The following is a 6,736-nucleotide window of genomic DNA, read 5'->3' as shown; positions in this document are numbered from 1 at the left end:
CAAAACATTTTACAGTTATTGAACTTTCCAGTTGAGATTTATACTTGCCTTGGGCCACAATCTGATGACCCTCCCTGAAAATGAGCGAACCGTAAGTGATGAAATAAACAGTTGGGCAACCCGACTTTTGGCACATCCGCAATTCTCTGTCTTGTCTCTCTAAACCGTCGGGAAACAAAGGCGTGCGAGAGCCGCAATTCTCAATTCTCAATTAATTTAACTAATCTGCGCCAGCATCCGCAGTTTGCGGATGGAGCGGATACAATCAGGGCAATCGCAACCGAACATTGCCGCAGCAGCATCGCTTTCTTCATCGCTAAAGTTGACGAAAGCATCGGGATCTCTAGCTTCAGCTTCGGCTTTGGCAATGAGCATCGCTCGCTGAGGAGTATTGCTAGCTAATTGTGCAGACTTAACACAAATCAGTTTGGAATGAGTATTAACACAGAATCTTTTATCTGTAGTAGCAGGTTGCTTCTCGGCAGCGACAGCAGTCACTACTGGCAAGATTACACTCAAAACCGTGGGTGCGGATAGAAACAAAAGTAAAAATCTTTTCATAAATTAATTAAACTTAAAATTTAAAACTACTTAAACATGCACACTAACCGATCGATCCGAGTTTAGTCAACTGCTAGTCTGATAAGTAGATTTGATGGTAGGCAAGGCAATTGGTGTGGTGACTCAACATTACCAACCCCACTATTCCCAAAAGACTCAGTTTACTTTACTTAATGTTCCCGCTCTCCTGCCAGCTATTACCTTTAGTCTAGTCCAAAGTTAAATTCGATCGATCGATGCCACTTGGAGATGACTTGAATTTTTGCCACTGTCCAGGAGGTGGCGTCAGAAATTCGTAGGCTCCAGATGCGCTCCTATTGGCTGTAAGCACTATATCAAATGATAGCGATACTCGCAGATCTTCAGTTTCATTCATTGTAACTGCATGGCGTTGTTTGGCTGGAAATAGTACTAGTCTCCCCTCTATAGGCACATAAGCTGCCTGTAGCTGATTGAAGTAGCTATCTTCGGCAATGATATCTGTATTCTCGCTCCCCAAACCCGGACTGACTTCATTGACACGCGCATCATCAAAGAATACCAATCGCCCCGGATCGTATGTACCCTCCGCTGGTACTTTAATATAATAAACAGCACTAATATGAGCTGTATTGTGACAATGCGAACCGATTTCTTGTTCGGTACGCGAGACGATCGGCCATGCTCGCTGAATGTAAAGATCGACTTTGCTCAGATCTACACCCAATTCTAGTAAATAGATCGCTGTATGCCTCTCTATTTGCTCTACAATCCACCCAAAATCAGGATTGGTATGGATTTGCTCTACTCCATGGAGATCGCCCGTCCAAGCCATTTCTGGATAGTTACGGCGTTCGGCTCCATCCCGCTCCAGTTGCAGTACCGCAGCGAGCAATTTTTGTTGATGTTTGGGCGCGTCGGCTAGATCCTCATAGTAAATTGCTAGTGGAAATAAGGTCTCGATCGGCATAGGGGTGGATGGATAGATGAGTAGATAATACGACAAGACAACGCATCTTTTTCCACAGAGACGCAATATAAACCAGTAACAAACTACTTGGGACAAGATTCGATCGAAGGTGTGCGTAGTTTCAGGCTCGTTCCGATCGAAAGTTTTGCATGGTGGGCACTGCCAACAACCACCATTGGTGTCACTACATATCAATTTTGTCAGATAGTATAACTACGTTGCAACTATCTAAATTTGCACGATCGAGTCTACTAATTGCGTATTCGTAAGTCGATTTTACTTTTGCACGATCGAGTCTACGCCAGAGCATCCTTGAGAGCTGTTCTCGCGGCCAAATGATTGCGGGTGGATGTTAAAATCTCCACCTCACGCTCCAGACGAGTGGTGGTGTCTTGCATTTCGAGTAAAGCTTGTTGCTCGGCGGCGACTCCATAGAGATGGCTCGCTACCCAATAGGAAAGTTCGATCGGTAACTCGGGAAGATTGTCTGGTAACTCGACGGGTTGTTCGGTGAGCTTGCCAGACAGATGCACGACATCACGCAGCAGCCGCTCGACATCGGTCGATAAGGGGCGTAAATCTTCTTCGGTGGGACGATCTTCAATCCACTCGACTAACCCTACTCGATAGGGCTTCTCGCGCACGTATTCAAGCACTCTAAAGCGTTGCTGTCCCATGGTCAAAACTTTCATCCGATCGTCTGGCAATTGCTGAAAATGGACGATCTCCGCACAACAACCGATATCTGCTGGTTGTCCTCTGACGGGATCCCACATCAGCACTCCAAATCGTCGGTCGCTATTCATGATCGTATTCATCATGATCCGGTAGCGAAATTCAAAAATATGTAATGGTAACGGGCGACCCGGAAATAGCACCAGTTCGGGGAGCGGGAATAAGGGGAGTTCTCTCACGGCGATTGAAGAAGAAGGTGCCATTTGCGGATTCGATCGAAAGCAGAAGGTATATGTATAAGGTTAACGGATCTAGCATCATAAGTGCTAGCTATTTACCCAGTAAGTTAGATCCACTTACGTCACTTACTATTTGCCACCGTAATTCCAGCATTGTTGGTACGTCCTAGCACAGATCGATCGAGTTCCGATTCGGTGGCGATAATTTATTAAAAAGTCCTCATGTGAGGACTTTTCGGGAGATTTCAAATATCGTCAAGCTGGTGAGACGATCGCTACGGTCTATAGTTTTACTTCAATATCTACACCTGCTGGTAGATCTAACTTCATTAAGGCGTCGATCGTTTTAGCCGATGGATCTTTGATATCGATGATGCGTCGATGGGTGCGAGTTTCAAAGTGTTCGCGCGAATCTTTGTCAACGTGAGGCGATCGCAAGACGCAATAGATTCGACGGCGAGTTGGTAAGGGAATCGGCCCGATTGCAGTCGCACCAGTGCGATTGGCAGTTTCAACGATCTTATCACATGAGGTATCCAGGAGGCGGCGATCGAATGCTTTCAAACGGATCCGGATTTTTTGCTGAGTGATAGTGGCCATAATTTTAGATTTTTGATTGTCAAGGTACAGGTAATAGACGATGAAAATAATTCATCAGACACAAAGATAGAGATACACGCGAGGTATATCTCTATCTGTAATTTAGGTAGTTAACCTATTTGATAATTTTGGCTACAACACCAGCTCCGATCGTCCGACCGCCTTCACGGATTGCAAAACGCATTCCTTGTTCGATCGCGACTGGGTTGATCAGTTCGACAGTCATTTTGACCCGATCTCCAGGCATAACCATCTCAGCAGCACTACCATCATCAGCAGTAAAGGCTTTGATGTTTCCAGTTACGTCGGTTGTCCGAACGTAGAACTGAGGGCGATAGCCAGGGAAAAATGGAGTCTTACGACCGCCTTCTTTGTCGGTGAGGACGTATACTTCACCTTCAAATTCGGTATGAGGTTTGATACTGCCTGGTTTAGCAATTACCATGCCGCGCTCGATATCGACTTTTTGGATACCGCGCATCAGTACGCCCACGTTGTCGCCAGCTAGACCTTCTTCAAGGGATTTCTGGAACATTTCTACACCAGTGATCGTGGTGCTGCGGGTGTCTTTGATTCCGACGATTTCCACGTTTTCACCAACTTTGACTTTTCCGCGTTCGATCCGTCCGGTTGCAACCGTACCACGACCAGTGATCGAGAATACGTCTTCAACTGCCATCAAGAAGGGTTTGTCGATTTCCCGTTCTGGAGTGGGGATATAATCATCTACTGCGGCCATCAGGTCGTAGATTTTGTCTACCCATTCGTTTTCGCCTTGAACGGTTTTAGGGTTGGCGATCATTTGTTCTACAGCTTTGACTGCGGAACCAGAAACAACAGGAATGTTGTCGCCGTCAAAGTCGTAGGAGGAGAGCAATTCGCGAATTTCTAATTCTACGAGTTCGAGTAGCTCATCGTCATCTACTAAGTCGGTTTTGTTCATGAACACAACTAGACGAGGTACGCCTACTTGTTTGGCCAAGAGGATGTGCTCTCTGGTCTGAGGCATGGGGCCATCGGCTGCCGATACAACGAGAATACCGCCGTCCATTTGTGCCGCACCAGTGATCATGTTTTTCACATAGTCAGCGTGACCGGGACAATCTACGTGTGCGTAGTGACGAGTAACGGTTTCGTATTCTACGTGTGCGGTATTGATGGTGATCCCACGCGCTTTTTCTTCAGGAGCAGCATCGATTTCGTCGTACTTCCGAGCTTTAGCACTACCAATTGCCGCGAGCGACATGGTGATTGCTGCGGTAAGGGTGGTTTTACCGTGGTCAACGTGACCGACAGTACCGATGTTTACGTGGGGCTTATTTCTTTCAAACTTAGCGCGTGCCATGGATAATTTCCTTAATTCCTCTTTAGATTTTAACTAGATCTTTGCTGAGTGTTAGTTGTGGGTTATTTACCAATAACCCACAACTACACTACCACCACTAGCTGCGTGGCGACGATCCTCTGGAGAGAGAATCGTCAGCAACAGACCGATTACTTCCCTTTATTTTTGGTCACGATCGCTTCTGCGACGTTCCGGGGCACTTCATCGTAATGGCTGAATTCCATCGAGAAGATCCCGCGACCTTGGGTGTTGGAGCGGATGTTGGTTGCATAACCAAACATTTCCCCTAGGGGAACTTTAGCTGCAACTTTGGCGAGATTTGCCGCCGCTTCTTGACCTTCGATTTGACCTCGGCGGGAGTTGAGATCGCCGATGACGTTACCCAAGAAGTTATCAGGAACTTCAACTTCAACCTTCATCACTGGTTCTAGCAATGTGGGTTGAGCTTTCATGACGCCTTCTTTAGTCGCGATCGAAGCCGCAATCTTGAAGGCCATTTCATTAGAGTCAACTTCATGGTAAGAACCATCGATGAGGGTAACTTTGAGGTCGATCACTGGATAACCAGCCAAAATCCCAGACTCGCAGGTTTCTTTGACACCTTGCTCGATCGGGTTGATGTACTGTTTGGGTACCGAACCACCGACGATTTTGGAGACAAACTCCAAACCAGTACCGGGTTCGCCAGGGGTAATCTCGACGACGACGTGACCGTAGTTACCACTACCACCACTTTGTTTGATGTACTTACCTTCTTGCTTGACACTCTTACGAATGGTCTCGCGATAAGCCACCTGTGGGGCACCGATATTTGCTTCGACGCCAAATTCACGCAGCATCCGATCGACCAGAATTTCGAGGTGAAGTTCGCCCATGCCCGCAATTACGGTTTGGTTGGTCTCAGGGTCAGTGTGGACGCGGAAGGTAGGATCTTCCTGAGACAGGGAAATGAGAGCTTTGGAGAGCTTCTCCATGTCCTGTTTGGTCTTGGGTTCGACCGCCAGCGAAATCACTGGTTCGGGGATGAATAGCGACTCCAGAATGACTGGATTTTCTTCATCGCACAAAGTATCGCCTGTAAAGGTATCTTTGAGACCTAAGACGGCACCCAAGTCGCCAGCGCGCAACTCATCTACTTCTTGGCGATCGTCTGCTTTGAGGATAATCAAGCGGGAGATCCGTTCTTTCTTACCCTTAGTGGGGTTCAAGACGTAGGTTCCAGTTTTGACTACTCCAGAGTAGACGCGGATAAAGGTCAAGCGACCGTATTTATCCGCCATGATCTTAAATGCCAGTGCGGCAAATGGCGCATCGTCGCTAGCTGGACGTTGGACTTCGACAGTCTCATCATCGACGGATTTACCTTTAATCGCGGGGACTTCCGTCGGACAAGGTAAATAGTCGATAACGGCATCTAGCAAGGCTTGAACGCCTTTGTTCTTAAACGCAGAGCCACAGAACATGGGCACGATCGTACCGTCGATGGTGCCCTTGCGGACGGCAGCGACGATCTCATCTTGGCTAATTTCTTTGCCTTCGAGATATTTCTCGGTCAGTTCGTCCGATGTATCGGCGACAGATTCGAGCAGCTTAGTCCGAAACTCATCGGCTTTGGCTTGTAAATCTGCAGGAATATCACGTTCTTCGATATCTTTACCTAAGTCGTCTAGAGCGTAGAATGCTCGCATCTTAACTAGGTCGATGACACCAGCAAAATCACCTTCAGCACCGATCGGAATCTGCATGGGCACTGCATTGCAACGCATCCGATCGACGATCTGATCGTAGACCTTGAAGAAATTCGCACCAGTCCGATCCATCTTATTCACAAAGACGATCCGAGGTACTTTATAGCGATCGGCTTGTCGCCATACCGTCTCCGACTGAGGCTGAACGCCGCCAACGGAACAAAATACAGCGATTACCCCATCTAGTACCCGCATGGAACGCTCGACTTCGATCGTAAAATCTACGTGTCCTGGCGTGTCGATGATATTGATCTTGTGATCTTTCCAAGTCGTACTGATTGCGGCTGCGGTAATAGTGATTCCACGCTCTTGCTCTTGCACCATCCAGTCGGTGGTGGCAGTTCCTTCGTGAACTTCGCCGATCTTATGGACAACCCCAGAATAATATAGAATTCTCTCGGTCGTAGTTGTCTTACCCGCATCAATGTGGGCTGCAATCCCGATGTTGCGTACTTTCTCAAACGGGACGGTACGTGGCACAATAACCTCCTTACTTGTCGGCTGCCGATGATAAAATTTGGTTAATCTTTACTAAGATTGTAGACGTTTTTGGGGACGGTCGGGTACATACACAACCCCCAAATGGAATAAAACAGCGATTCTTTTGGGGGAGAGTCTC

6 protein-coding genes are annotated in these 6,736 nt (G+C 47.4%); all 6 read right to left on the bottom strand.

The genetic code is table 11. From position 1 onward, the window contains the following. Positions 1 to 216: 216 nt before the first annotated feature. The 6 genes from C7B77_RS02385 to fusA all read right to left on the bottom strand — a co-directional run bounded on the left by C7B77_RS02385 (position 217) and on the right by fusA (position 6,597). Complete coding sequence (locus C7B77_RS02385; RefSeq protein ID WP_106299951.1) at positions 217 to 561, bottom strand: hypothetical protein; 345 nt, start codon at positions 559 to 561, stop codon at positions 217 to 219. Positions 562 to 769: 208 nt separating this feature from the next. Further along, entirely contained in the window at positions 770 to 1,510 is a 741-nt protein-coding gene (locus tag C7B77_RS02380; protein ID WP_106299949.1) for a TIGR02466 family protein, read from the bottom strand. 296 nt (positions 1,511 to 1,806) lie between these two features. After that, positions 1,807 to 2,448, bottom strand: a complete 642-nt coding sequence (locus C7B77_RS02375; protein ID WP_106299947.1) for an LON peptidase substrate-binding domain-containing protein — start codon at positions 2,446 to 2,448, stop codon at positions 1,807 to 1,809. Positions 2,449 to 2,706: 258 nt separating this feature from the next. Then, positions 2,707 to 3,024, bottom strand: a complete 318-nt coding sequence (gene rpsJ / locus C7B77_RS02370; protein WP_015161331.1) for a 30S ribosomal protein S10 — start codon at positions 3,022 to 3,024, stop codon at positions 2,707 to 2,709. Positions 3,025 to 3,139: 115 nt separating this feature from the next. After that, positions 3,140 to 4,369, bottom strand: coding sequence for an elongation factor Tu (gene tuf, locus C7B77_RS02365; RefSeq protein ID WP_106299945.1), 1,230 nt, complete (start codon positions 4,367 to 4,369; stop codon positions 3,140 to 3,142). A gap of 149 nt (positions 4,370 to 4,518) precedes the next feature. Further along, positions 4,519 to 6,597, bottom strand: coding sequence for an elongation factor G (fusA, locus tag C7B77_RS02360; protein ID WP_106299943.1), 2,079 nt, complete (start codon positions 6,595 to 6,597; stop codon positions 4,519 to 4,521). Positions 6,598 to 6,736: the final 139 nt, after the last annotated feature.

The organism is Chamaesiphon polymorphus CCALA 037 (genome assembly GCF_003003845.1).
Lineage (GTDB): Bacteria > Cyanobacteriota > Cyanobacteriia > Cyanobacteriales > Chamaesiphonaceae > Chamaesiphon > Chamaesiphon polymorphus.
The sequence above is the reverse complement of the archived record's forward strand: the minus strand, read 5'-3'. Positions and strand labels throughout refer to the sequence as shown.